General features: G+C 70.4%; 21 protein-coding genes and 1 tRNA gene. 14 read left to right on the top strand and 8 right to left on the bottom strand.

Annotation, left to right across the window (positions count from 1 at the left end; genetic code table 11):
• The first annotated feature begins 30 nt into the window (after nucleotides 1-30).
• On the top strand, nucleotides 31-1254 hold the full coding sequence (locus AB0M36_RS19955; protein ID WP_364159487.1) for a hypothetical protein: 1224 nt from the start codon (nucleotides 31-33) through the stop codon (nucleotides 1252-1254).
• Between the two features lie 108 nt (nucleotides 1255-1362).
• Here AB0M36_RS19955 and AB0M36_RS19950 read toward each other — a convergent pair whose 3' ends face one another.
• A complete protein-coding gene (locus tag AB0M36_RS19950) occupies nucleotides 1363-2790 on the bottom strand; it encodes a hypothetical protein (RefSeq protein WP_364159485.1) in 1428 nt (475 codons plus the stop codon).
• 412 nt (nucleotides 2791-3202) lie between these two features.
• Here AB0M36_RS19950 and pdhA point away from each other — a divergent pair, with 412 nt between their 5' ends.
• The 4 genes from pdhA (at nucleotide 3203) to AB0M36_RS19930 (ending at nucleotide 7138) form a co-directional block, all read left to right on the top strand.
• Nucleotides 3203-4342: a pyruvate dehydrogenase (acetyl-transferring) E1 component subunit alpha gene (pdhA, locus tag AB0M36_RS19945; protein WP_364159483.1), complete on the top strand. Its 1140-nt coding sequence runs from the start codon at nucleotides 3203-3205 to the stop codon at nucleotides 4340-4342.
• The gene (locus tag AB0M36_RS19940) at nucleotides 4339-5328 is read left to right on the top strand and encodes an alpha-ketoacid dehydrogenase subunit beta (protein ID WP_364159663.1); all 990 of its coding nucleotides are present in this window, start codon (nucleotides 4339-4341) and stop codon (nucleotides 5326-5328) included. Before pdhA ends, AB0M36_RS19940 begins: the two co-directional genes overlap by 4 nt.
• Entirely contained in the window at nucleotides 5325-6836 is a 1512-nt protein-coding gene (locus tag AB0M36_RS19935) for a dihydrolipoamide acetyltransferase family protein (RefSeq protein ID WP_364159481.1), read from the top strand. The genes AB0M36_RS19940 and AB0M36_RS19935 overlap by 4 nt, the downstream gene beginning before the upstream one ends.
• A 164-nt stretch (nucleotides 6837-7000) precedes the next feature.
• Nucleotides 7001-7138 (top strand): hypothetical protein, encoded by a 138-nt coding sequence (locus tag AB0M36_RS19930; protein WP_170047543.1) that lies wholly within the window; start codon nucleotides 7001-7003, stop codon nucleotides 7136-7138.
• A 1548-nt stretch (nucleotides 7139-8686) separates the two neighbouring features.
• Here the strand turns inward: AB0M36_RS19930 and AB0M36_RS19925 are convergent.
• Nucleotides 8687-9103, bottom strand: coding sequence for a hypothetical protein (locus tag AB0M36_RS19925; RefSeq protein WP_364159479.1), 417 nt, complete (start codon nucleotides 9101-9103; stop codon nucleotides 8687-8689).
• A 2269-nt stretch (nucleotides 9104-11372) separates the two neighbouring features.
• Between AB0M36_RS19925 and AB0M36_RS19920 the strand changes: the two genes are divergently transcribed.
• From AB0M36_RS19920 to AB0M36_RS19910, 3 genes are all read left to right on the top strand, one after another.
• Entirely contained in the window at nucleotides 11373-12200 is an 828-nt protein-coding gene (locus AB0M36_RS19920) for a hypothetical protein (RefSeq protein WP_364159477.1), read from the top strand.
• A gap of 276 nt (nucleotides 12201-12476) precedes the next feature.
• A complete protein-coding gene (locus AB0M36_RS19915) occupies nucleotides 12477-14255 on the top strand; it encodes an NHL domain-containing thioredoxin family protein (RefSeq protein ID WP_364159661.1) in 1779 nt (592 codons plus the stop codon).
• A 258-nt stretch (nucleotides 14256-14513) separates the two neighbouring features.
• The gene (locus AB0M36_RS19910) at nucleotides 14514-15191 is read left to right on the top strand and encodes a hemolysin III family protein (RefSeq protein ID WP_364159475.1); all 678 of its coding nucleotides are present in this window, start codon (nucleotides 14514-14516) and stop codon (nucleotides 15189-15191) included.
• Between the two features lie 95 nt (nucleotides 15192-15286).
• Here the strand turns inward: AB0M36_RS19910 and AB0M36_RS19905 are convergent, their stop codons facing one another.
• The gene (locus AB0M36_RS19905; protein ID WP_364159473.1) at nucleotides 15287-15583 is read right to left on the bottom strand and encodes a DUF6458 family protein; all 297 of its coding nucleotides are present in this window, start codon (nucleotides 15581-15583) and stop codon (nucleotides 15287-15289) included.
• A 101-nt stretch (nucleotides 15584-15684) separates the two neighbouring features.
• Between AB0M36_RS19905 and AB0M36_RS19900 the strand changes: the two genes are divergently transcribed.
• Nucleotides 15685-16191, top strand: coding sequence for a histidine phosphatase family protein (locus AB0M36_RS19900; protein ID WP_364159471.1), 507 nt, complete (start codon nucleotides 15685-15687; stop codon nucleotides 16189-16191).
• Between the two features lie 63 nt (nucleotides 16192-16254).
• Here the strand turns inward: AB0M36_RS19900 and AB0M36_RS19895 are convergent, their stop codons facing one another.
• A complete protein-coding gene (locus tag AB0M36_RS19895) occupies nucleotides 16255-18111 on the bottom strand; it encodes an acyl-CoA dehydrogenase (RefSeq protein WP_364159469.1) in 1857 nt (618 codons plus the stop codon).
• Nucleotides 18112-18403: 292 nt separating this feature from the next.
• Between AB0M36_RS19895 and AB0M36_RS19890 the strand changes: the two genes are divergently transcribed.
• The gene (locus AB0M36_RS19890) at nucleotides 18404-18604 is read left to right on the top strand and encodes a hypothetical protein (protein WP_364159467.1); all 201 of its coding nucleotides are present in this window, start codon (nucleotides 18404-18406) and stop codon (nucleotides 18602-18604) included.
• 14 nt (nucleotides 18605-18618) lie between these two features.
• On the opposite strand, the gene AB0M36_RS19885 is transcribed toward AB0M36_RS19890, so the two are convergent.
• Nucleotides 18619-19746 carry a PP2C family protein-serine/threonine phosphatase gene (locus AB0M36_RS19885; RefSeq protein ID WP_364159465.1) on the bottom strand — a complete coding sequence of 376 codons (1128 nt, stop codon included), beginning with the start codon at nucleotides 19744-19746 and terminating at the stop codon, nucleotides 18619-18621.
• 101 nt (nucleotides 19747-19847) lie between these two features.
• Between AB0M36_RS19885 and AB0M36_RS19880 the strand changes: the two genes are divergently transcribed.
• A complete protein-coding gene (locus tag AB0M36_RS19880) occupies nucleotides 19848-20408 on the top strand; it encodes a phosphoribosyltransferase (RefSeq protein WP_364159463.1) in 561 nt (186 codons plus the stop codon).
• A 54-nt stretch (nucleotides 20409-20462) separates the two neighbouring features.
• On the top strand, nucleotides 20463-20774 hold the full coding sequence (locus AB0M36_RS19875) for a hypothetical protein (protein ID WP_364159461.1): 312 nt from the start codon (nucleotides 20463-20465) through the stop codon (nucleotides 20772-20774).
• Here the strand turns inward: AB0M36_RS19875 and AB0M36_RS19870 are convergent.
• From AB0M36_RS19870 to dcd, 3 genes are read right to left on the bottom strand one after another with little or no spacing between them, the layout of a single operon-like run.
• Nucleotides 20768-20932, bottom strand: coding sequence for a hypothetical protein (locus tag AB0M36_RS19870; RefSeq protein ID WP_364159459.1), 165 nt, complete (start codon nucleotides 20930-20932; stop codon nucleotides 20768-20770). The two genes, AB0M36_RS19875 and AB0M36_RS19870, sit on opposite strands and share 7 nt — an antisense overlap.
• A 55-nt stretch (nucleotides 20933-20987) precedes the next feature.
• Entirely contained in the window at nucleotides 20988-21275 is a 288-nt protein-coding gene (locus AB0M36_RS19865; RefSeq protein WP_364159457.1) for a YciI family protein, read from the bottom strand.
• 37 nt (nucleotides 21276-21312) lie between these two features.
• Entirely contained in the window at nucleotides 21313-21891 is a 579-nt protein-coding gene (gene dcd, locus AB0M36_RS19860) for a dCTP deaminase (protein ID WP_364159455.1), read from the bottom strand.
• A 75-nt stretch (nucleotides 21892-21966) separates the two neighbouring features.
• Between dcd and AB0M36_RS19855 the strand changes: the two genes are divergently transcribed.
• A complete protein-coding gene (locus AB0M36_RS19855) occupies nucleotides 21967-22617 on the top strand; it encodes a pyridoxamine 5'-phosphate oxidase family protein (RefSeq protein ID WP_364159453.1) in 651 nt (216 codons plus the stop codon).
• A 138-nt stretch (nucleotides 22618-22755) separates the two neighbouring features.
• Nucleotides 22756-22826, top strand: a tRNA-Gly gene (locus AB0M36_RS19850).
• Nucleotides 22827-23164: the final 338 nt, after the last annotated feature.

Here is a 23164-nt window from a genome sequence, read left to right as displayed (position 1 = left end):
CAGGCCTGCACTACCGGTAGGCTCGGCGGCATGGCCGCACCTCAGAATCCGTACGACGCGGTCCTGCACGCGGCGCGCGACGTAGCGAAGCTCGACTGTGCCCTGGACGCCGAAATGCTGGGCGCCGCCCTGCTGGGCAGCGTCTACTCGGTCGCCGAGACGGACCGGGCGGGGGCGGTCCGCAGCTTCGTGGGCCAGTTCCTCGCCGCCACCACCCGACGGCGCACCGCCGCGGCGACGACGATCCGCGAGGTCTTCGCGATCCTCGTGCCAGACGCCGAGGGCGCGGCGGAGGTCCGTCGCGGCGCCCAGGCACCACCCTGGGCCGAGCAGCTCGGCCGGGTCCGCGCCACCGGCTGCTATGCATACGGCGACATCTACGGTGACCAGACGTCCTACCTGGTCACGTTCGCCTACGACGACCTCGAGGAGGGCGGGCCGGAACACGCGGTCGTCGCCCTCGTGGACCACAACATCGGCATCACCAAGGACGTCTTCGTGGGTGGCCCGGCGGACCGCATCCTCGGCCAGGTCCGGGAGATGTGCGCGAGCGACGAGCTGACCTGGTTCCGCGAGGAGGATCCGGGCCGGCTGCGCACCGAGGTCTGTCGCCACCTCGAATTGACCGACGAGCTCAGCGACCTTCCCCAGGAAGGCAACCTGGCGACCGACCGCGCGCTCGCCACCGCGCGCCTGGCCCTGCTGCCCAGGTCGACGGTTCCCCCGCTGACCGAGCCCCCGGAGCTGTCCGGTCCGGACCGCGAGCGACTGCTCCGCGATTTCCTGGCATCCCCGGAATCCGCCCGCTTCGGCCTCGACGCCGTCGCGGCCGACGACGAACTGGCGTCACTGCACTTCTGCCTGAGCCTGCTCCTGGACCACGCGGCGAGCCTGCCGGACACCGACCCGCTGCGCTGGAGCCCGGCGGTGGCGGGACTCTTCCTGCTGGACTGGGTCCACCGCCGCGCGGTCCTGGACATGGACGACGCGGCGATGCTGCCGCGGGTGACCCGGGCCTGGTCGGCCTACGCGATGCGCAAGAAGGGGCTGCCGGAGGCCGCCACCGAGCAGACGGACACGGTGGTCGAGGAGATGATCCCGGAGTTCGCCCGGCTCTACGCCACGGGCGAGAAGCGCAGCCCTGCGACGGCCGCCGTGGCGCAGCTGATCTCGGAGGGCGTCGACCCGAACGACGCCGAGGCCATCGACGCCTGGATCGAAACCAACCGGCACCGCCTCACCGACGACTCCTGAGTCGGACCTACCAGTCGGGTCGGCGTGGTGCCGGCCTACGCCGAGCCGGCGTCACCAGCGGTTGGTGTGATCGGGGTCGGCGTGGTGCCGGCCTACGCCGAGCCGGCGTCACCAGCGGTTGGTGTGATCGGGGTCGGCGTGGTGCCGGCCTACGCGGGAGATGCGGTTCAGTGACGCGGTGCGGTTGTCCTCCGCGCGATGCATGCGGTCCGCCCGGTGGCTGCCCCGATAGGAACGGGCGGCGAACTGGGTGCCGTCCGCATGGTCCGCCACGGACTGGTGACGGTGGCCGTTGTGGGTCCGGCCGGGCACCCGGTCGGTCCTGAGATTCTGCGGGCGTTCGGTCATTGCCGACCTCCTGTCGGCCCGGGTGGACCGGGAATGGCTGACGATCTTCCTGCTGCCGTCGGCCCGGGCGGTATGCGCCCAGCTGACGATCTTCTTGAGGCCTTCCGGCCGCTGTTCGTGTCGGTGTTCGGTGACAGTCGCCCAACGGCCGTGGCGTCCGGTCGGTTCGATGTGGACGGTGACCGTGCGATGGCTGCCCGTCCGGTGGTGGGACCAGTGGGCGCGGTGGCTGGCGTCCTCGCACTGCTTGTGAGGCGAGCGGTCGGGCCGGTGGTGGTGCGACGGCCGCGACGAGCACTGGGTCCGGTCCGCGCACCACGGCGGGCGGACCGGCTTCGCGGGTGGCCGATGCGGCGAATCGGAACCGCCGTCCCCGGACGAACTGCCGTGATCATTGGAATCGTCCCGACCGTCCGGCTCGGCGTCGTCGTGGTCCGCGTCGTCCGGCTTCGCCGCACCCGGCTCTTCTGGCTGGTCCGGCTCTTCTGGCTGGTCCGGCTGGTCCGGCTCGCCGGGCCGGCTCGGGATCGTCGGCCAGGGGAACTCCTGCGGCCAGCCCGGTTCCTGCGACTTGCCCGGTTCATGGGGCTTATCCGGCTCATATGACTTGCCCGGCTCGTGTGACTTGCCCGGCTCGTGTGACTTGCCGGGCTCCTGCGACTTGCCCGGCCTGTCCGGTCGGGTCGATCCCTCCGGCTGAATCGGCTGTCCCGACTGCCCCGGCTTTTGGGCATCCCCCGACCCCGATGCTGCCGGCGACCATGGCCTCCTCACCCCGTTGGGATTGCCTGATTCGTCTCCGCCCGCGCTGCGGTTGGGGGCGCTGTGGGCGTACCCGCGAGGTTTGGTCTTCTTCTTTTGGGCTTGGCCCTGGATGGGCGCAGGGCCAAGCGGGGCGGGCGAGCCGGTGCCGGCCGAGGCCGGCGGCGAGGTGCGGATGGGGCCGGCCGAGGCCGGCGGGATGAACGGCACGTCGGTGACGGTGGTCCGGCCGTCGGCCAGCTCGCTGGAGCCGGCGGTGATCGCCGCCAGGGTCGGCAGCGAGGCGAGGCCCACCAGCATCACGACGAGAAGCACGTAACGTCGGGTGGGTCCGGTCAGGCCTTCCGCGCTGTAGACGCCGTTGAGGCGCCTGCGCAACACCTTGATCGGCGGCACGAGCCCGTCGTCGTTCGGCTGCTCCGGCACGGCCGGCACCCTCCCCAGAGTTGAAGATCCAGCTGGATCTCGCGGCTGCTGGGGAGAACGACGGATGTGCCGTTCGGCAGCGGCGAAAATCGTCCATTCGTACGGAAGTGACGGCACGAAAACCGCTTATCTGGACAAAGTTGGGCACCAATTCCTCGGCAAGGTTTCGGATCTGTGATCGACCTGACCTGTGGCGCCACTCACGTTCTCTGCGAGGATGGGGGCGACGGCGCCGCCGTCGCCTCCCGCCGACCGGCGGGGTGCGGTGGGGGTCGTCACTCCCCGGTTGGGTTCAGACCCGCCGACCAGACCGCGCGGCAACCTCACCCGGGCCAGGCGCGGCGCACCAGCAGTCAGCCGCGCGGACGGGCAACACCCGCCGTGGGCGCAGAGATGAAACAGGGAGACACGGATGGCGAACGGCGAAAGCGAAGTCGGGGTAGACGCCCCGGCCGGCGGTTTCGTTCAACTGCTCACCCCCGACGGCGAGCGGATCGACAGCGTCACCACGGCTGACGGCTCGACGTACTCGGTCGACTTCACCGATGACGAATACCGCGAGCTCTACAAGGACCTCGTCACGGTGCGGCGCCTCGACGCCGAGGCGACCGCCCTGCAGCGTCAGGGTGAGCTGGGCATCTGGGCCAGCCTGCTGGGCCAGGAAGCCGCGCAGGTGGGCTCCGGGCGCGCGCTGCGCCCGCAGGACATGGCCTTCCCGACCTACCGGGAACACGGCGTCCTCTACACGCGGGGTATCGACCCGATCATGCCGTTCGGCCTGTTCCGCGGCGTCGACCAGGGCGGCTGGGACGCGAACAAGTACAAGTTCAACGGCTACACGATCGTCATCGGCTCGCAGACGCTGCACGCGACCGGCTACGCCATGGGCGTGACCATGGACGGCAAGACCGGCACCCCCGACGGCGAGGCGGTCATCGCCTACTTCGGCGACGGCGCCACCAGCCAGGGCGAGGTCAACGAGTCGTTCGTCTGGGCCGGCGTGTTCAACGCGCCGATGGTCTTCTTCTGCCAGAACAACCAGTACGCGATCTCCGAGCCGCTCGAGCGGCAGACGCGCATCCCGCTCTACCGGCGCGCCGACGGCTTCGGCTTCCCCGGCATCCGGATCGACGGCAACGACGTCCTCGCCTCGTACGCGGTGACGCGGGCGGCGCTGGACAACGCGCGCAACGGGCAGGGTCCGACCCTGATCGAGGCCTACACCTACCGGATGGGCGCGCACACCAGCTCCGACGACCCGACGCGCTACCGCATCGCCAGCGAGGTCGAGTCCTGGAAGGCGAAGGACCCGATCAGCCGCATGAAGGCGTTCCTGACCAAGCAGCAGCTGGGCGACGACGCGTTCTTCGGCGAGGTCGACGACGCCGCCCGTACGCTGGCTCTCGACCTGCGCGAGCGGGTGCTCGCCATGCCGGACCCGCAGCCGGTCACCATGTTCGACCACGTCTACCCGAACGGCTCGCCCGAGGTCGACGCGCAGCGCAAGCAGTTCGCCGACTACCAGGCCTCGTTCGACGGGAGTGCCCACTGATGGCTGAGACAATCACTTTGGGCAAGGCCCTCAACCACGGCCTGCGCCGCGCCCTCGAGAACGACTCCAAGGTCGTCATCATGGGCGAGGACGTCGGCAAGCTCGGCGGCGTCTTCCGGATCACCGACGGTCTGCAGAAGGACTTCGGCGAGGACCGGGTCATCGACAGCCCGCTCGCCGAGGCCGGCATCATCGGCACGGCGGTCGGCCTGGCCATCCGCGGCTACCGCCCGGTGTGCGAGATCCAGTTCGACGGGTTCGTCTTCCCGGCGTACAACCAGATCGTCGCCCAGGTCGCGAAGATGTACTACCGCTCCATGGGCAAGGTGCGCATCCCGATCGTCATCCGCATTCCGTACGGCGGCGGCATCGGCGCGGTCGAGCACCACTCCGAGTCGCCCGAGGCGTACTTCGCGCACACCGCCGGCCTCAAGGTCGTGACCTGCGCGAACCCGGCCGATGCGTACGTGATGATCCAGCAGGCGATCGCCTCCGACGACCCGATCGTGTTCTTCGAGCCGAAGCGCCGCTACTGGGAGAAGGGCGAGGTCGACCTCGACGCCGACCTGGCCGGCGCGTACCCGCTGCACGCCTCCCGGGTCGCCCGCGAGGGCACCGACGCCACGGTGATCGCCTACGGCCCGATGGTCCGGGTGGCGCTCGACGCCGCTACGGCCGCCGCGGAGGACGGCCGCAACCTCGAGGTCATCGACCTGCGCACGCTGTCCCCGCTGGACCTCGACCCGGTCTACGCCTCGGTCCGCAAGACGGGCCGCGCCGTGGTGGTGCACGAGGCCCCGGGCAACCTCGGCATGGGCTCCGAGATCGCCGCGCGCATCACCGAGGAGTGCTTCTACTCCCTCGAGGCGCCGGTCCTGCGGGTGACGGGCTACGACACGCCGTACCCGGCCGCCCGCGTCGAGGAGGAGTACCTCCCGGACCTGGACCGGGTCCTGGACGCCGTCGACCGTTCGTTCGGCTGGTGACGCGGATGTCCCGAATCAAGGAATTCACCCTGCCCGACCTCGGCGAGGGCCTGACCGAGGGCGAGATCCTCGCCTGGCTGGTCAAGGTCGGCGACACGATCGAGCTGAACCAGCCGATCGTCGAGGTCGAGACGGCCAAGGCCGCGGTGGAGATCCCGGCCAAGTGGGGCGGGGTCGTGACCCGCATCTTCCACGAGGCGGGAACGACGGTGGAGGTCGGTTCGCCGATCGTCGCCATCGACACCGACCCCTCGGCCGGCCCGCTGCCCGACGACGCGTCCGGCCCGGTCGCCGGCCCGACCATGCCCGCGCCGTCGGCCGAGTCGCTGGCCGCGGTCGAGGTCGCGCCCGCGGAGGGTGCGGTCGAGCCCGGCCTGATCGGTGGCCCGGCTCCGGGCGGTCGCACGGCCATCCTGGTCGGGTACGGCCCGAAGACGGTGGCGGCCAAGCGCCGGACCCGCACGGGTACGGCGGCAGTACAGCCCGCTCCCGTCGCACCGGCTCCCGTCGCGGCGGCCCCCGCTCCTGTCACGCCGGCCCCCGCTCCCGTCGCACCGGCTCCCGTTGCGGCGGTTGCGCCGGCGGCCGTCGGGCGGGCCGGTGGTCCGGTGCTGGCCAAGCCGCCCGTGCGCAAGCTCGCCAAGGATCTCGGCGTGGACCTGTTCACCCTCGTGGGCAGCGGTCCGATGGGATCCGTGACGCGCGACGACGTGCACGCCGCGGCTGCTGGCGCTTCGGCGACCACCGCCGAGCCCATCGCGGCCCTCAACGGCGCGGCGGCGACGCCGGCGGTGTTCGACGCCTCGCGCGAGCAGCGGATCCCGATCAAGGGGGTCCGGAAGCTCACGGCCGAGAACATGGTCGCGTCGGCCTTCACCGCGCCCCATGTCACGGAGTTCCTGACCGTCGACGTGACGCGGTCGATGAAGTCGCTGGAGCGGCTCAAGGGCCGGCCAGAGTTCCGCGAGGTGCGGATCTCACCGCTGCTCTTCGTGGCCAAGGCGGTGCTTCTGGCCGTCAAGCGTCACCCGATGGTGAACTCGACCTGGTCCGGCCAGACGAACGAGATCGTCGTGAAGGACTACGTCAATCTCGGGATCGCGGCCGCGACGCCGCGCGGGCTGATCGTGCCGAACGTCAAGGACGCCGGCCGCCTCACCCTGCGGGAACTCGCCGAGGCGCTGAACGGCCTGGTGCAGGTGGCCAAGTCGGGCAAGACGCCCCCGGCCGACATGTCCGGCGGCACCTTCTCGATCACCAACGTCGGCGTCTTCGGCGTCGACACGGGTACGCCCATCCTGCCGCCCGGCGAGTCGGCGATCCTGTGCTTCGGCGCGATCCGCCCGATGCCGTGGGTGCACAAGGGGAAGATCAAGATTCGCCAGGTCACCACCCTGGGTCTCTCGTTCGACCACCGGATCGTGGACGGCGAGCTCGGCTCGAAGTTCCTCCGCGACATCGGCGGCTTCCTCGAGGACCCGGAGGGCGCCCTGCTCTCCTGGACGTAGTTATTCGGCAGGGAGACCACCCAACCTTAGATTCTTAGGTGGGTAAGCGGGATCACCCCATGATTCGTTGGCAGCCTGTGTTCCGGCGCGGTTTAATTAACTCAGCGCCGGAACACCGGCCACCACCAACGAGGCCCACAAGGCCAGGGGAGATGAGTACCGCCATGAGCACCCTCGACCGCATTCGTAGCCGCCGGCTCGCCAAGCGCGAGGCCCGTGCCATCGATCGGGCTTGGAAGACGGCCCCGACGCAGTCCATGCGTAACGAGATCGCCATCTTCGCCCAGCAGCGCGTCTTCTGATTCTTGACAGGCGTCGACGCCTGGCCACCGATCGTTCGCGGTCGGGCCGGCCGTCCGCCCGGCTCCGGGCTTCCCGCTGTCGCTCGCTCGACGGCGGGAAGCCCGCCGCTTGACTTCCGGGCTGCCGCTGTCGTTCATACGACTCCGAGACAGCCCGCCGCTTGACCCCTGGGCTCCCGCTGCCGTTCACCCGACACCGAGACAGCCCGCCGCTCGACTCCCGGGCTTCCCGCCGTCGCTCGCTCGACTTCGGGGCAGCCCACCGCTCGACTTCGGGGTCGCCTGCTCGCCCGCCAGCGAAAGGCGCGCCCCTTGTGGGACATCCTCCGTCCCCAACCCCTCGCGTCTGTGATCACCACTCGACCGACGCGGCGCACGAAGCCCCGGCCGATTCCGGCCGGGGCTTTGTCGCATCTGCCACGTGTCCACATGCTGCCCAGGCCGGCTCCTCGCACGGGGCGGTCCGTAACGGACAGACGCGCCGACCGGCAACGATCTTCCCTCCTGATAGGAGAGTCGTGACCGGCCGCGTTTCCCCAGCACAAATCCGGCTATTAGCACAATCCGCCGACCCTCCCGCTCCGGCGCTCGCGAGCGTGTGCATGATCACGTTCGACGGTTCACCGGCACGTAAAGCGCTCCGGACGGCGTACACCGGGATTCCGACTATCGTCCTCGACCGGTACGGTTGGGCACGGTCACCCGCCCCGGCTCGGCCGGCCTGGGCAGTGACCGGGGTCACGCCCAGCTCTACAAGTCGGCCGCGTCCGTGCGTAAGGTGGCACGGCCGACAGTCATGGAGGAGGCGGATATGACGTCCGAGGGCCAGCAAGCCGGCCGCCGGCCGGGGGCCGCGTCGGGCGGCGGCGCCGAGCCGTACGGCGCCGACGGCTTCCCCGCGGGCACATTCCCGCCGGACGCCGGGCCGGGTTCCTCCCGACCCGGAGACGCCCCGTCATACCCGCACGCGCAGGACTCGATCCCGAGCGCGTACGCCCCGCCCCCGCACACGACGCCGAACGGCGGCTCGCCGTTCGTGGTTCCCGCGGTGCCACCGACCGGCCAGCCCCCAGCGGCACCCGGCCCGGCCTTCGGCCCCGGAGCCTCACAGTTCGCCTCGTCGGGATCCGCGAGAGTCCCCGCCGCCGACATGCCCGCTATGTCGTACGACTCCACGCCCCAGGGCCTTCCTCAGCGATCCTCGAAGCCGCCAGGCGAGAACCCGTCGCACGGCACGCCCCTGCCCTCCCGCAACGCTCAGTCCCGTGGGTCCGACAACGGCCCCTCGCGCCCGCAGACCCTCGGCGGCCAGGACGAGTCGCGGTCGGCCTGGGCGCCGCCGCCCGCGCAGCCGTCGAGCGAGGCCAATCCGTTCGAGCCGCACCCGTACCGTCAGGCGCAGGGCGGTCAGCTCCCCCAGCGCTCCCCCGGCATCGCGGGTGGTCCGCTCTCCGGGCCGGTCGGCGAATTCAACGGCTTCACCCCGATCCGGTCGGCGTCGAACCCGCCCCAGACCGAAACGCCCAGGCGCGGCCCCGCTGCCGACGATCAGCAGTCGGCCGGCCAGCAGCCGAACGTCTCGGCCTTCGGCGACCAGCGCACCCGCGTCCCCGGCGCCACCCTGACCGATCTGCCAGAGGGACCGCCTCCGAGCCGCAGCGGGTCACCCGACATCAGCGGCTTCCCCGTACGCGGCCAAGCGCCCGAGGGCGCGAGCTTCCCGCTCCGAGGCAGCTCCTCGGGCGACACGGGAAGCTTCGGCGACCGCGAGGGCCGTCGTCCGCCGCTCTCCACGCCGCCGCCGCTCTCCACGCCGCCGCCGTTCTCCGCGCCGTCGTCGTTCTCCGCGCCGCCGTCGTCTTCCACGCTGCCGTCCTCGACGCCGCCGTCTTCTACGCCTCCGTTCTCCGTGGCGTCGGAAGCCGCGCGCCAGCCGTTCGACGCCCGGCAGCAGGGCGCCGACAACCCGGCATCCTTCGACTCGGGGCGAAGCGCCTCTTTCGGATCGAGCGACGCATCTCTCCCTCGGACTGACCGACCGGAGACTCTCACCGGATACCCGCAACGCATCCCCGGCGCCTCCTTCGAGTCATCGGACGCGAGCCGTCCCGACTCACCCGCCTACCCCCAACGCGTTCCCGGCGCCTCCCTCAACGCCGGCGCCGCACCCGTCGCGACCGAGCCCCGCGACTCGGCATTCACGCGTCAGTCCCGCGACTCGGCGTCACCGCCCGAACCCCGCGACTCGACATTCACGCCCCACCCCCGCGACTCCGCGTCGACGCCCGATTCCCGCGACTCGTCATTCGGGCTCCCACCCCGCGACGCCGCGTCGGCGCCAGATTCCCGCGACTCGTCATTCGGGCTCCCACCCCGCGACGCCGCGTCGGTGCCTCAGCCCCGCGACTCCGCGGAACGGTCTGATGCCGGTGCGGGACACGGCGCCCCGGCCAAGGGTTCGGCGCGTCCGGTGTCCGCGAGTGCTTCCGTACCGGTGGCCAGCCGCGTCGGGGCGGATCCGGAAGAGATCCCGCCGCCCGCTCCGGCAGCGCAGCCCCGCGTCTACGGACGGCCCGCATCGGCACCCGAGCAGGACGACCCGCGCTCCCGCCCAACCGACGACGAATCTCCCGCTAGCGCCACTTTCGGCGCCGCACCCGCGTCGGACGGTTTTGGCTCAACCCCCACCTCGGGCGAGTTCGGCTCAACTCCCGCCTCGGGCGACTTCGGCTCAACTCCCGCCTCGGGCGGTTTCGGCTCGACCCCCACTTCGGGTGGACCCGACTCGGGCTCCCGTTCGGCGCGGTCCGGCTCGGGGCTCGCCTCGGGCGGTTTCGGCACCGCGCCGGCGTCGGGTGGCTTCGGCACCGCGCCGACCCCGGATGGTTTCGGCACCGCGCCCGCCTCCGGTGGCTTCGGCAGCGCGCCGGAACGTCCCTATGCCTCCGATCGCCCGTTCGGGGCCGGGGCAGACGGCGACTCCGCGGACGCCCGCCCACTCGGCGCGCGCCCCAGCTCCGACAACGCGGACGGCCAGCGCATCTACGGCACCCGGCCGACATCCGACGCCGCCGAGAGCGCGACGCCCTCAAGCACGTTCGGCTCGACACCCTCGGACAATCCGTTCGGGGCGCGGCCCGCGAGCTCATCCGCCGGGAACGATCCGTTCGGCGCGCGGCCCGCCAGCGGCGCACCGGCCGCTGACAGCCCGTTCGGGGCACGGCCCACGTCAGGCTCACCGACCGCGGACGATCCGTTTGGCCAGCGGTCCACCCGCACACCGGGCACCGAGCATCCGTTCGGCGCAAGCTCCACCCCCGGCGCCGAAGGGCCCTTCGGCGCTCACACGACACCCGGCACCGACGAACCGCTCGGCGCGAGCCCAAGCTCCAGGGAGAACCCCTTCGGCGCGCGCCCCAGCTCCGGCTCGCCGGCTGGATCTGAATACGGCACGTCCGGGTCCGGTTTTGGTTCGGCCGGCGACGGCGCTCGTCCGGTCGGCGGTGGCTTCGGCGAGACGTCAGACGGTCGCGGATTCGGCGAGACGTCAGACGGTCGCGGATTCGGCGAGACGTCAGACGGTCGCGGATTCGGCGAGACGTCGGACAGTCGCGGATTCGGCCAGTCCTCGGACAACCGCGGGTTCGGCACCAGCGACACCGCCTCCGCCTCGTCCTCCGCGGGAGCGTTCGACGAGCAGGCGCCAGACCGCTTCAGCCGGCCGCCAAGCCGGTCCGGAACCTACGGTTCCCCCTCCTCCGGCACGCCGGAGAACACGCCGAGCGCCCCCTTCGGCACGGAGGATCCGTCCGGCCGGGTGGCAGGACGTGCTACGGCGAGTGCCCGGGTTTCGCCCCCGGGCCAGCCGTTCGCTCCGGCTCCGGGCTCACCCGCTCCAGGCTCAGTGGCACCGGCACCAGGCTCAGTGGCACCGGGCTCACCGGCGTCCGGTTCATCGGCCCAGGCCTCATTTGCTCAGGGCTCGTCTGCCCAGGGCTCATTTGCTCAGGGCTCATTTGCTCCTGGCTCACCGGCACCGGGCTCGCCCGCACCGGGCTTTGCAGGATCGGGCTTTCCAGGATCGGCAGCTCCGGGCTCGTTGACGCCAGGATCGCCGGCTCCGGGATCACCCGCCGGCGGCAGTCACGGCGGGCCTGGCGCGGCGGCGTTCAGCGAATTCACGACGGACATCGCGGGACGCGGACGGCCGGGACAGACCGACGGGCCCGCAACCGTGTCGGGCAGTCCCGTGGCCCGCACCACGCCGCAGGACTACAGCGAGCACACGACCGACGTCTCGGGCCGCGGACACGGACCGGAGCAGCCCTACGCGTCCGATTCGATGCGCTCTGCGCCGGCGCGCGAGAACGCGTTCCCAGCGGACTCCACGCAGCCGTTCGGCGAACGGCCACGGACAAGCCCCACCCAGCCGTTCGGCGAACGGCCGCAGACGAGCCCCACCCAACCCTTCGGCGAGCGGCCACAGACAAGCCCGAACCAACCCTTCGGCGAGCGGCCGCGAACAGCCAACTCCTTCGCTCCGGCAGCGGACGCCACCCAGTCGTTCGGCGAGTGGTCTGCGGCGGGCAACGCCGCGCCGGGTGCGGCCAGTCGGGCGACGGTCACGCCGCCGCCGGACCCCGAGTCGACCGCGAGCTGGCCGGGTACCGCGGATCAGGAGACCGATCAGGATCGGTTCAACTCGTTCCAGCCGGATCAGCCGGCCACCGAGGTGGCCAAGCCCGAGACGCCGCACGTACGGATGTTGCCGGTGCTGATCGGTGTCATCCTCGGCGCCGGTCTGCTGGTCGGGTTGACGTTCGGCATCACCTGGCTGATCGCCCGCGGTTCGGACAGCGGCAACTTCTCCGTGAGCACCGGCGACTGCGTCAAGCGCTCCGGCACGCAAGCCGTGACCGCCAAGTGCGGCGACGCGGACGCCTACGAGGTGACGTCCATTGTCAACACGAAAGAGGAGTGCACGGATCCGGGCCAGCCGTATGTGCTGAACCCGACCGAGGACAACAAGACCCAGGTCCTCTGCCTGAAGCGCCGAGGCTGATCACCGCCGCACCTGAGCAGACCCGGTGCGCCGATCCCACCGGGTCTGAGGCCACCAGGGCGACACCCGCCAAGCACGACGGGCGCATGCCGGTGCCGACCCCGCTGGGACCGGACACCGGCAGGACAAGGGCCACCAAGCACAACGGGCACCTGCCGCCCCGCTGGGACCGGACACCGGCCAGACAAGGCCACCCAGCACGACAGCCGCATGCCGGTGTGCCGATCCCCACTGGGGCCGGGCACCGGCGGGACGAGGCCCGTCAGGCACGATGGGATCATGACTGCGCGCGTGCGGGCCCCCGAGTTTCGGGGCCGAGGCTGGCTGAACACCGGCGGCAAGGAGTTGACGCTCGCCGACCTTCGAGGTCGACTTGTCGTGCTCGACTTCTGGACCTTCTGCTGCATCAACTGCCTGCACGTCCTCGACGAGCTGCGCCCCCTGGAGGAGAAGTACGGCGACGCCCTCGTCGTCATCGGGGTGCACTCGCCCAAGTTCGAACACGAGCGTGACCCGGCCGCCCTCGCCGCCGCCGTCGAAAGGTACGGCGTGCATCACCCCGTTCTCGACGACGCCGACATGGTGATGTGGCAGCAGTACGCCGCGAAGGCCTGGCCCACCCTGAGCGTCATCGATCCCGAGGGATATGTCGTCGCCTCGATGGCGGGCGAGGGGCATGCGGAGGGGCTGAGCCGGCTGCTCGACGAGCTCATCGCCACGCATGAGGCCAAGGGCACCCTGCGCCGTGGCGACGGGCCGTATGTCGCTCCGCCGGCGGATGACACGCTGCTGCGGTTCCCTGGCAAGGTCATCGAGCTGCCCAGCGGCAATCTGCTGGTCTCCGACTCGGCCCGGCACTCGCTGGCCGAGCTGACCCCGGACGGTGAAACCCTGGTGCGCCGGATCGGCACCGGGGAACGTGGCCGCGCCGACGGCCCGGCCGACCGGGCGAGCTTCTCCGAACCGCAGGGCCTCTGCCTGCTGCCCGACGGCCGCACCGTCGTCGTCGCCGACACGGTCAACCACCTGCTGCGCGGCTTCGACCTGGAGTCCGGCGAGGTACGTACGCTCCTCGGCACCGGCCGTCAGTGGCGCTCGGCCGACGACGACGGGGTCGCGTTGTCGTCGCCGTGGGACGTCGCCTGGCACGAGGGGCGGGTCATCATCGCGATGGCCGGTATCCACCAGCTCTGGTGGTTCGACCCGGAGCAGGGCACCGCGGGGGTCTACGCCGGCACGACGGTCGAGTCGCTGCGGGACGGGCCCATCCCGGACGTCTGGATGGCGCAACCGTCCGGCTTGTCCGCGTACGGGGAAAAGCTCTGGATCGCCGACAGCGAGACCTCCGCGCTGCGCTGGATCGAAGCCGGCGAACTGCACACCGCCGTCGGTCAGGGGCTTTTCGATTTCGGTCATGTCGACGGCGCCGGCAAGGAGGCGCTGTTGCAGCATCCGTTGGGGGTAGGCGCGCTGCCGGACGGGTCGGTGCTGGTCGCGGACACCTACAACGGCGCCGTACGCCGTTACGACCCGGCGACCGACGAGGTGTCGACGGTCGATTCCGGCCTGGCCGAGCCGAGCGACGTCCTGGTCACCCGGTCCGGGGACGTGTTCGTGGTCGAGTCGGGCGCGCACCGTCTCGTCCGGCTCGCGCCCGGCACGGTCAAGACCGTCGAGGGCGAACGCCACCGCACCGAGCGGCCGCCGTCGCCACTGGCGCCGGGAGAGGTCACGCTGGAGGTGGTCTTCACCCCCGCCCCGGGTCAGAAACTCGACAATACGTACGGCCCATCGACCCGCCTGGTCGTCTCGGCGGCGCCGCCTGAGCTGCTGCTGGAGGGCGAGGGCACCGGCACCGACCTCTGGCGGCGGTTGGTGCTCAATCCGGCCGTACCCAAAGGGATCTTGCAGGTTGTCGCGCAGGCCGCCACGTGCGACGCCGACGTCGAGCACGCGGCCTGCCATCTCACCCGGCAGGATTGGGGCGTCCCGATCGTGGTCGATCCGAGTGGTCCGGACCGCCTGCCACTGATCCTCCGCGGCCTGGACGCCTGACCTACGACCAGGTTCGCCACCCGTGCCGCTGCGGCTAGCGCGCCCGCTAAATCAGTGCGCCCGGCTTGGCGGGCAGGGCGTCCGGCTTGGCGGGCAGGGCGTCCGGCCTGGCGGGCAGGGCGTCCGGCCTGGCGGGCAGGGCGTCCGTGACCTGAAACATGCCCGCCGCCTACCAAAGCCGCCCGAACGCCTCGCCTTCCCGCTACGGCCGTCCGGGAACTACTTGCTAGTAACCTACGGTGCCGTAACCTGGAGAGCGTGACGACTTCGACTCCGTTCCGGATGAAGCCGGCCGATCTCGGCAAGCCGCGGATGCGTGGCCGGTTGCACCAGTACGCGTTCTTTGTCGCGCTCGTCTGCGGCATCGTGCTGTGCTCGATCGCCGCCTCGCGGCCGGGGATCGCACCCTTTCTGAGCTGCCTGATCTACAGCCTGACCGTGTGCGGACTGTTCGGCATCAGCGCGCTGTACCACCGCCGGGTCTGGAGCGAGCGCGGCTACCAGATCATGCGACGGCTGGACCACTCGATGATCTTCATCTTCATCGCGGGCACCTACACGCCGTTCTGCATCCTGCTGTTGAACGGCGGGAAGGACACGGTGATGCTGAGCCTGATCTGGACCGGCGCCATCGGTGGCGTCGCTCTCAAGAGCATCTGGCCGCACCTGCCCCGTTGGGTGGGTGCGCCGCTCTATCTGGCGCTCGGCTGGGGCGCGGTCGCGATCCTGCCCGACATTCTGCGCAACGGCGGGGTCGCCGATCTGGTCCTGCTCGCCGCCGGCGGCCTGATCTACAGCGTCGGCGCCGTGTTCTACGCCCTGCGCCGACCCAACCCGTGGCCGACCGTCTTCGGGCATCACGAGTTCTTCCACGCGTGCACGCTGGTGGCGGCGATCTGCCACCACATCGCGATCTACTTCGCCCTCTACGCCTAACAAGCGAGCAACCCGGCGCCTAACAAGCGAGCAACCCGACACGTGACAAGCGAACAAGATGGGCCCCGGCGCGAGCGCCTAGGCCCATCTTGCTTTCACGCGCCGTACGAGGGCGGCGGCGGGGGCTGCTGCCGCGTCGTCTGGCGGTATTCCTCCACGACCTGACCGTCGCGGTAGACGGTGTCGTTGCGCACCGCCGGACGCTGCTCGACCACGGTCGTCGGACGGCGGCGGCTGTTCCAGTACCAGACCGTGATGACGAGGCCGATCAGACCGGCCAGCATCAGCACATAACCGACCACGTTGATGTCGAGACCGCTGATGTCGGCGTTGACGGCGAACGCGAGGATCGCCCCCAGCGCCAAGAGAAAGATGCTTCCGCCGATGCCCATCGTGGACCTCCCTGGCTCGTGCTGCCGCTCCGAGCCGCGGCAATTCGTCGATGCGTGTGTCTACCCATCCGGAGCGGGGCTCAATCAGTCATGCTCTTGGCATGACCACACGCACCCTCGTTCTGATGCGCCATGCCAAGGCGGAGACTCCCGGTCAGCTGACCGACTTCGAACGCGCGCTGACCGATCGCGGCCGCGTGGACGCGGGCGCGGCGGGTGGGTGGCTGGCAGCTCAGGGGCTGCACCCCGGGCTGGTGTTGTGCTCGACGGCGACGCGTACCCGGCAGACCTGGCACGCGGTGGCGGCGGCGCTGGTCCAGGGCGGTGCCGCGTCGGAGGTCCGCTTCGAGGACGGCCTCTACGACGGCGGCCGCACCGAGGTGATCGACCTGCTGCGGGCCGTGCCGGATTCGATCGGGACCGTACTGGTGGTGGGACACAACCCCATCGTGTCCGATGTGTCCCTTTTGCTCTCGTCCGGCGGCGAGGCGTCGATCGGTGAGGGCCTACGGACGTCCGGACTCGCCGTACACCGGGCGGAAGGTTGGTGGTCGACCACCGAGCCGGGGTCGATGCCGCTCGTGATGACTCACACCGCCCGCGGCTGAGCATACGAAAAACCGGCGGACATCCTTGTCCGCCGGTTTTTCGTCTTCAGGAGAGAGCGAAGCTCAGAAGGCCTCTTCAGGGAGGTCCATCAGGTCGAGCGTGGTGTTCTCGATGATCCGGCGGTCCGAGCCGATGCGGGGCAGAACCTCGCGGGTGAAGAACCGGGCCGCGGCCACCTTGCCCTCGTAGAAGGCCTTGTTCGCCGGGGTCTGCTCGGTGCCGAGCTGCTTGAGAGCAACTTCGGCGCCGCGCAGCAGCAGCCAGGAGACGACCACGTCGCCGAGCGCCAGCAGCACCCGACGCGAGGTCAGGCCGACCCGGTAGAGCTCGCGGGTGTCGCCGCCCTGGACCGCCTGGAGCCAGCCCATCTGCACGCCGAGGATGGTCTGGAGCTCGCCGAGCGCCTTGCCGAGCGCGAGCCGCTCCTCCTTGAGCTGGCCGTTGCCGGCCTCGCTCTCGATGAACTCCTGCATCTCGCCGGCGACCGCGGCCAGCGCCCGACCGTTGTCCTTCACGATCTTGCGGAAGATCAGGTCGAGGCTCTGGATCGCGGTGGTGCCCTCGTACAGGGTGTCGATCTTGGCGTCGCGGACGTACTGCTCGAGCGGGTAGTCCTGCAGGAAGCCGGAGCCGCCGAAGGTCTGCAACGACTCGTGGCCGAGCAGTTCGTACGCCCGCTCCGAGCCCACGCCCTTGACCAGCGGGAGCAGGAAGTCGTTGACACGAGCAGCCGCCTTGGCGGCCTTGTCGTCGCCCGCCGCCTGCGCGATGGCGACCTTGTCCTGCCAGGTCGCCGTGTAGATGACCAGCGAGCGCAGACCCTCCGCGTACGACTTCTGCAGCATCAGCGAGCGGCGTACGTCGGGGTGGTGGGTGATCGTGACGCGCGGAGCGGCCTTGTTCGAGCTCTCGGTCAGGTCGGCACCCTGGACGCGGTTCTTCGCGTACTCCAGAGCGTTGAGATAACCCGTCGAGAGGGTGGCGATCGCCTTCGTGCCGACCATCATGCGGGCGTACTCGATGATCATGAACATCTGGCGGATGCCGTCGTGCACCTCGCCGAGCAGCCAGCCCTTAGCCGGGGTGCCGTGCTCGCCGAGGGTGATCTCGCAGGTGTTCGAGACCTTGAGGCCCATCTTGTGCTCGACGTTGGTGGCGTAGACGCCGTTGCGCTCGCCCAGCTCGCCGGTCTCCCGGTCGAAGTGGAACTTCGGCACGATGAACAGCGACAGGCCCTTGGTGCCCGGGCCGCCAACGCCCTCGACACCCACCGGACGCGCGAGCACGTAGTGGATGATGTTGTCGCTGAGGTCGTGCTCACCCGAGGTGATGAAGCGCTTGACGCCCTCGATGTGCCAGCTGCCGTCCGCCTGCGGGATGGCCCGGGCCCGGCCGGCGCCGACGTCGGAGCCCGCGTCGGGCTCGGTCAGCACCATCGTCGAGCCCCACTGCTTGTCGACGAAGATCTTCGCCCACTTCTTCTGCTCCTCGGTGCCCTCGACCTCCACGACGTGCGCGAAGGAGGGGCCCGACGAGTACATCCAGATGGGGGCGTTGGCACCCAGGATCTGCTCGGCGATGGCCCACCAGAGGGTACGCGGCGCGAACGTGCCGCCGAGGTGCTCGGGAAGGTCGAGGCGCCAGAACTCGGACGCCATGAACGCGGCGTACGACTTCTTGAACGACTCGGGCAGCGGCGCGGTGTGAGTCGCCGGGTCGAACTTCGGGGGGTTGCGGTCCGCGTCGGTGTAGCTGGCCGCGAGATCCTCGCGAGCGAGCCGGTTCACCTCCGCGAGGATGTCTCGTGCGGTCTCGGCGTCGATGCCGTCGAACGGCGCCTGACCGAACGAACGATCCGCCCCGAAGACCTCGAAGAGGTTGAACTCCAGGTCGCGCAGATTGCTCTTGTAGTGAGTCATGTGTTCTTGGCCCCGCTCTCCGGACGCGAGTTACCCGTCAGTAACCACCACTGTATTACCCATCGGTAGCTCCGACAAGTCACTGCCGATCAATCGGTTGGCGGAGGCCCGGAATGAGCCGAGCGGCCCGTTGTCCGTCGCCTTGGGGGTCAAACGTCTCCGATCGGGTGGGATGGCTGACAGCCGTTCGGACATTTGGCGGCCGTGGCGCCGCGGGCACGTATCGACGCCTGCGCCGCGTCGTTGCTCCGGGTGTACGCGCAGGACGTACACAGACCCGGGGAGGTCTTAGATGTTCGCCACGATCAAGAGCCTGATTCCCGAGCCGCGCCAGGCCGACCAGCCCCGCCACTACGTCGGACGGCACCGGCAGCCCGAGCCGATCGCCGCACGCGCCGCCGTCGCGGTGATCCCCGGCCCGGCGCCCGAGGCCGACGCGGACACGGCTGACGCGTCGCCGCCGACTCGCGCCGAGGAACCCTCCGGGAATTAGGTGCCGCGGGCCGGCTAACTGCCGGCCGCGCCAACCTCCCAGCTGGGCATCGGTACGGCCGGACCACCCTCGGACCCGGCGTACTCGAGCAGCACCAGGGCAATGTCGTCGTCCAACTTCCCGTGCACCCAGTCGACGAGGGCGGTCTCCAGCGAGGCCAGGCCGTCGCCGACCGTGCCGTGACCCAGCAACCGCCAGGCCCGGTCGGCCGTCGGGAAGAACTCGCCGTCGCGGCGGGCCTCGCCCAGGCCGTCGGTGAAGAGCAGCAACCGATCGCCCGGCTCCAACCGCTCCACCCGAGGCTGGGCGACGGGCATGAAGCCCAGCGGGGGCGCGGGCGCCGGTGGCTCCAGAGGGATGACCTGCCCACGACGCAACAGCAGTGGAGCCGGATGTCCACAGTTGACGATCGTCAGGGTGCCACCGCGCTCCTCCACCAGGGCCGCGGTCACGAAGTCCTCGTCGCCCACGCTGCGGGCGACGGCCCGGTCCAGGTCGGCGACAATGGCACGCAGGTCGGCCCGCTCATAAGCGACATGCCGGTACGACCCCAGCACGATGCTGGCGAGTCGCACCGCGTCGAGGCCCTTGCCCCGAACGTCGCCGATGATGACGCGGACCCCGTACGGTGTGTCGAGAGCCTCGTAGAGATCTCCACCGATGTCCGCGGCGGCCGACGCCGAGATGTAGCGTCCGGCGACCGACAGGGCGCCGACCTGCGGTCCCAGCGGGCGCAACACCGCCTGCTGGGCCACCGCGGCGAGCCGCAGCAACTCGGCGATCCGGGTGGCCTGACGCTGACGGATCGTCGCCACCGTGGCGGCGATGCCGGTGGCGAGCACCAGGCCCAGGACATTGATCATGCCGACGTGCCCGAACGAGCCGTTCGCGGTCGCGAAGATCAGGCCCGCGACGGTGGCGAGCCCGCCGACGGCCAGCACCGCCCGCCAGTACGCGAAGACCGCCGCGAGGAACGGCACGGCGGCGAAGAGTCCGACGTAATTGGCCGCTTTGCCGTCCGTCAGCTCCAACCCGGACACGGCGCCGAGCAGCACAAGGGCCGCGCCGAGACCGGCGCGGGATCCGGGACTGAGCGGGCGACGGCCCGACGGCAACTTAGGCATGGGTACGCCGAACAGCATGCCTGATCGAGACCGGCGCCTGCATCAAGTTGACCCCTAGTCTGACCGCGTTCTGTCCACTCGGTGGTACGACCCACCTACCGCGGTGACACCATGTCCGGGTGGCATCCGACCTGCGTGATCTTCTGCGTGCCGAGTTCCGCTGGACGGAGCCCGATCCGGCCAGCGGCCTGCTCGTCAGCGACCGCTCCGGATGGTGGCGAAACGCGCAAATTCTGGACGGTCTAGGCCCGGGCCTGGCGGCGCTGTTCCCGCACGCCCGGCCGACCGTCGTGGTCTCGCCGGAGGTCACCGGATTCCTCCTCGGCCCGCTCGTGGCACGCGCGCTCGGGGTGGGTTTCGTGGAGGCGTACCGCGCCGGAGTCCGCCGGCCCATCGCCGAGCCCATGACCTGGGCTCAGGTGCCGGCCGACCACCGCGGCGACGTTCAGCACCTCGGGGTGCGTACCCAGCTGATCGGCCCGGACGACCGCGTGCTCGTGGTCGACGACTGGGCGGTGACCGGAGCGCAGGCCCGGGGACTGCACGCCCTGATGTCCGCCCTGGACGCGACCGTGGTGGGCACAGCGGTGATCGTGGACGAGTGCCCGCCGTCGGTCACCGCCGAGCTCGGCATCCGCGGTCTGCTCACCGGCGTCGATTTGAGCAGCACACCCGGGTAGGACTAGGTAGCGCTACTCAGGAGCGGCCATCCGCGCGTCACAAGGATGGTCCTCATGACCAGATTCTTCTTCGGCAACTGGTTCACCCGGGCCTATCTGTTCGCCGTCGCGACCGCCGCGGTCATCCTGCTGGGCGCGAACCTCGCCACCGGCGATCACGAACCGTCGTTCGCGGCGGTGTACCTGATCGCGTTGACCTCTCCGGTTTCGGTCATCTTCGCTCCGGTCGCCCTGCTCGGCGACGGCTGGACGGCCATCGCGATGCTGTGGCTGAGCGTGGCGGCCGGCGTCCTGCTCAACACGCTATTGATCAACACGATCGTCGGCGAGGTCGGCAAGTTCTCCTCGCGCCGCGCGGTTCAGTAGGTGCCGTTCGACCCGCCGTCGTAATGCCCGAAGCCCACAGTCCGGCTGTCCGGGCTCGGGCCTGCCGCGATCTGCGACGGAGCGGAGCTGCGGCGCCGCACCACCGCCACCAGCACGCCAGCGAAAACGGCCACTCCGACAAACCCCGCGATCATCATCAGACCAGCGTAGAGGGCCCGCGCTAGGCCAGCCCTCGACCGATAGGACCGGAGATCAGACGGGTCGGCGCCAGTCGGCCAGGACACCGCGAGCGGGGTTCCACCCCATCGCGGCATACTCCGCCAGGCCACCAACCACGTACGGGTCGTCGGCCATCAGCTCGCGGGCAGCCGCCTCGGTGTCGACACCGAGCAGCACGATGCCGCCGACCGCCGGGTCCCGCCGGCCGGCCGAGACCATCAGACCCCGCTCCTCCAGGCCCGCGAGGAACGCCAGATGATCGTCGCGGGCCCGGTCCACCTCGTCGAGCGGGACCAGGTACGTCGAGATCATCAGGTACATCGCGGTGTTCCTCTCAAGCTGCCCCGGGGAGCGGTCGTCAGCTGGTCGGCCAGGTGCGGAAGTTGTGCGAGCTGCGGCTCGGCGTCGGTCCACGCTGGCCCTGGTAGCGCGAGCCGTAAACCGCGGAGCCGTAGGGGTGCTCGGCCGGGCTGGACAGGCGGAAGATGCAGAGCTGGCCGATCTTCATGCCCGGCCACAGCTTGATCGGCAGGTTGGCCACGTTGGACAGCTCCAGCGTGACGTGCCCCGAGAACCCCGGGTCGATGAAACCGGCCGTCGAGTGGGTCAGCAGGCCGAGCCGGCCGAGGCTGCTCTTGCCTTCCAACCGTCCCGCGAGCTGGTCGCCGAGGGTGATCACCTCGAGCGTCGACGCCAGCACGAACTCGCCGGGGTGCAACACGAACGGCTGGCCGTCGGCGACCTCGACCTCGGCGGTGAGGTCGTCCTGTTGCTCGGCCGGGTCGATGTGCGTGTACAGGTGGTTGTTGAACACCCGGAAGAAGCGGTCCAACCGCACGTCGATGCTGGACGGCTGCATCAGCTCCGGCTCGAAGGGCTCGAGCGCGAGATTGCCCAACTTGATCTCGGACACCAGGTCACGGTCGGAGAGCAGCATCGGCACACAATACCGACCTGCACTTTCCGGCGCGTCGAGTGGTCGTCTCGTACATATGTTCTATATGATGTTGCCATGGCTTCCTGGTCCGAATTCGCCGCCGCCGAGCCCGACCTCGCCGCGGCCATCCGTGCGCTGCTCCAGCAGTACGGCCCGGGCATGGGCTACCTCGCCACCGTGCGCCCCGACGGCGGCCCCCGCGTGCACCCGGTCTCGCCGGTCATCACCGACGAGGGCCTCTACTGCTTCATCGTCGACTCGCCGAAGCGCCACGACCTGGAACGCGACGGCCGATACGCCCTGCACTCCTACCCTCCGGAGGACAGCGACGACGAGGCGTATGTCACCGGCCACGCCAACCCCGTCACCGACCTCGCCATCGTCACCCGCCTCGCCGACGCCCTGCGCGCCTCACCCCTCGTCGACTGGCGCCTGTTCGAGCTCTCCATCGACACGGCGATGCTCCGCCGCCACGGCCCAGCCGGCGCCCTACCCCTGGCGATGACCCTCCGATATCCGCCAATCACCCTCAAGTGGCTCGCCCCGACACCCTCCCCCACCCCGAAAGCCCGCCCCGCCTCGACGGCGACCGCCACCGCGAACGACGCCGACCCTGCGACAGCTCACCCCGCGGCAGCCGCGGCCAAGCCACGCCCCTCCGGCCGACCCCTGAGGACAGCCGGCGTCATCTTCCGAGACCTTTCCCGAGCCACCACCAGTGCGTAGACGCCGGCCGGACACCGCGATCTGCGTTCGCGGGACGCTGACAGGCCCGGAGGGAGCTGGTCCGCGCCACGTCCGGCCGGCGTCTACACAGGGCGGCTACGCCACAACGCCCACGAATCGGGTACAGTGAGGCCGCTCGCGGGTGTAGTTCAATGGCAGAACATCAGCTTCCCAAGCTGACAGTGCGGGTTCGATTCCCGTCACCCGCTCAAAGGTGGGAAGGCCCTGTCCGCGGAGTGCGCGGGACGGGCCTTTTCGCATATCTGCCTGGGGGCCGAGCCCCCAGACCCCACGGTGCGGTGGGCGCTCTGGGTGGGGCACGGCGCTCTGGGTGGGGCACGGCACTCTGGGTGGGGCACGGCACTCTGGGTGGGGCACGGCACTCTGGGTGGGGCACGGCACTCTGGGTGGGGCACGGCACTCTGGGTGGGGCACGGCGCTCTGGGTGGGGCAGCGTCGGGCGCTTGCGCAGCTCCGGCACCGCAGAACGGCCCAAGCCGCGGCGGGTCGCGTTCCTCCGCCCAGGACGTGTGGCGAGTAGGTGCTG

The organism is Actinoplanes sp. NPDC051346 (genome assembly GCF_040682215.1).
In the GTDB taxonomy this organism is placed as follows: Bacteria; Actinomycetota; Actinomycetes; order Mycobacteriales; family Micromonosporaceae; genus Actinoplanes.
Note: the sequence above shows the minus strand (reverse complement) of the source record. Positions and strands in the feature narration are given on the sequence as shown.